Source organism: Chamaesiphon sp. OTE_20_metabat_361 (assembly GCF_031364565.1).
Window position 1 is genome coordinate 1 of record NZ_JANLWO010000323.1, and the last position, 2,468, is coordinate 2,468.

2 protein-coding genes and 1 pseudogene are annotated in these 2,468 nt (G+C 48.5%); 1 reads left to right on the forward strand and 2 read right to left on the reverse strand.

Going from position 1 to position 2,468, the window contains the following annotated elements; translation table 11 throughout:
• A partial coding sequence (locus tag RMO35_RS09635; protein WP_309740644.1) for a cytochrome P450 occupies nt 1–1,250 on the reverse strand: 1,250 nt, incomplete at its 3' end.
• Between the two features lie 133 nt (nt 1,251–1,383).
• Between RMO35_RS09635 and RMO35_RS09640 the strand changes: the two genes are divergently transcribed.
• A complete protein-coding gene (locus RMO35_RS09640; RefSeq protein ID WP_309740646.1) occupies nt 1,384–2,148 on the forward strand; it encodes an MBL fold metallo-hydrolase in 765 nt (254 codons plus the stop codon).
• Between the two features lie 140 nt (nt 2,149–2,288).
• On the opposite strand, the pseudogene RMO35_RS09645 reads toward RMO35_RS09640, so the two are convergent.
• Nucleotides 2,289–2,468 (reverse strand): annotated as a pseudogene (locus RMO35_RS09645) (formyltetrahydrofolate deformylase); the annotation flags it as partial.

Sequence of the window (2,468 nt, forward strand, 5' to 3'; positions counted from 1 at the left end):
ACTAATTCCCAGCGATTGCGGCGCAATAACATCGCGGCAATAATTTTCAGCTCCATCTGGGCGAATGCCATGCCGATACAGATCCGCGAGCCACCGCCATAAGTAGCGAATGTATAATCTGAAGGCTTGTATTCATAACGATCGGGATTAAACCGCTCCGGATCGAAGATATTCGGCTCGGGATAAACTTGCGGATCGAAATGTGCCTCGGGAATCCGATACAGTACTTGCCAACCCTGCGGCACCCGATAGCCGTTAAATTCAAACTCTTTTACCACTCCCCGAAAACCACCGCCAATAGGTGGATACATCCGCTCGACTTCTCGCAATACTCGATCGAGATAAGTCATCTGCTTTAGACTATCGATCGAGATCGGTGTACCTCGCCCGATTTGCTCCTGTTCTGCTCTGGCCATAGCTAAAATTTTGGGATGTTGGGCTAATGCCAGACAGAGCGAGGCAACCAGCGAAGTTGTCGTCTCATGTCCAGCAAATAGTAATAGCAACGCCTGAACTTTGAGTTCGGCAACACTCAACCGATTGCCCTCCTCATCCTGACTTTGGACTAGCAATCCCAACGCGTCCTGAGTGGGCTGTTGCTGCCGCTCTAGGACAACTTGCTCGATGTGGGCTAGCAATTTGTCACGCGCTGCGATCGCCCGTCCGTAGGTCGTATAACTCCAATTGAGCGGGATCGTAAATAAGCCATTTGTCAGCTCGGTGAATAACCGACTCAACTCAGTCGTTTCCGCACCTGGTTCGCTGCCAATCAGTAATACGCTGGCAATTTCAAAGGTGAGATTTTTGAGTTCGGGAAACCAAGTTAAATCGCCGATTTGCTCCCATTTAGTCAGATATCGATCGGTAATTTCGGTCATCGTCGCAACATAGTTCGTCAATGCCTTGCCATGAAAAGCGGGCATCAATAACTTCCGATTGCGCTGATGCTCGGCTCCCTCTTGCAAAAATAACGACGCTCCCAATAATTCCTTAAAATTATCCGGCCAACCATCGCGCCAGGAAAACTTATCAAAGTTAGTGGCTAAAATAAATTTATTTGCCACCGCACCGCTCATCACCACCGTTGGACGCCCGACAAGATGCGTCCGAAAGATCGCTCCATACTGTTGGCGGCGCTTATTGGCAAAATCCGGATCGGTCAAAAAGGCGATCGTTTCGCCAATCCAAGGTAAGCCAGATTTTCCTGGCGGTAATGGTAAAGCCGATGTCGCTGGTTGTTCGATCGTCATCAGAATAATAATAATGTAGCAGGTAGGGTGTGTTACTTGTGCAGGATAACGCACCGAAGACTTCTAGCCCATGGCAATCTCGATCGGCACAGTGTTAAATTATATAAACAATAGTGTCAGATCTAAAATTTTTATGCAACTCACTTGGCTGGATAACAACTCTTGGCTCATCGAACTGTGCGGCAAAACAATTTTATTAGATCCTTGGATTGTGGGCGATCTGATCTTTGGAAACCAGTCCTGGTTGTTTCATGGTACCAAAACAGTCGATCGAGCGCTGCCCGAAAATATCGATCTGATCTTGATCTCCCAAGGATTACCCGATCACGCTCATCCTCCGACTTTAGCCATTTTAGATCGATCGATCCCGATCGTCTGCTCGCCCAATGCGACTCAATTAATCCAGAACTTAGGCTACGAGCAAATTACAACCCTCGCTCATGGTGAAAGTTACCGATTTGCCGACATCGAAATCAAAGCAATGCCCGGATCTCCAGTCGGCCCCACCACAGTTGAAAATGCTTATATCATTCGCGGCGAACAGAGCCTGTATTACGAACCCCACGGCAACCACTCACCAGCACTCGCCAATGAACCCGCGATCGATGTCATCATTACACCACTGATCGATCTCAAGCTACCATTACTCGGTGCCGTCATCAAAGGTCGAGCGACGACGCTATCCCTGTGCGAATTGCTCAAGCCTCAGTTTGTCTTACCGACAGCCGCTGGGGGCGATATCAAGTTCGAGGGTTTGCTAGTGTCGCTGTTGCATACGGAAGGCACAGTCAAAGAGTTCCAGAACTCTCTCGCCGCCAAGTCTCTAGCTACTCAAGCGATCGAACCCCAACCTTGGAAACCGATGAATTTGGACTTAGTGGCTGCAACAATCGGGTAAGAGGTAAAAGGTAAGAGGTAAAGGGTAAAAGGTAAAAGGTAAGAGGTAAAAGGCCGATAATATAATAGATAATGTAGGGTGGGCACTGCCCACCAGCTAGGTTTCAGGCATTATGAAGCGATATTTAAATGTTGCTCACTCTAATCGAACACTACGGTTTTATTGCCATATACCAATACCCGATTTTGAAGGTGGTGTCGTACCGCCCGCGCCAGCACGATCCGTTCGAGATCCTTGCCCTTCCTAATCAAATCGTCCACATCATCGCGGTGGGTAACTCTCACCACATCCTGCTCGATAATCGGCCCAGCATCTAGCTC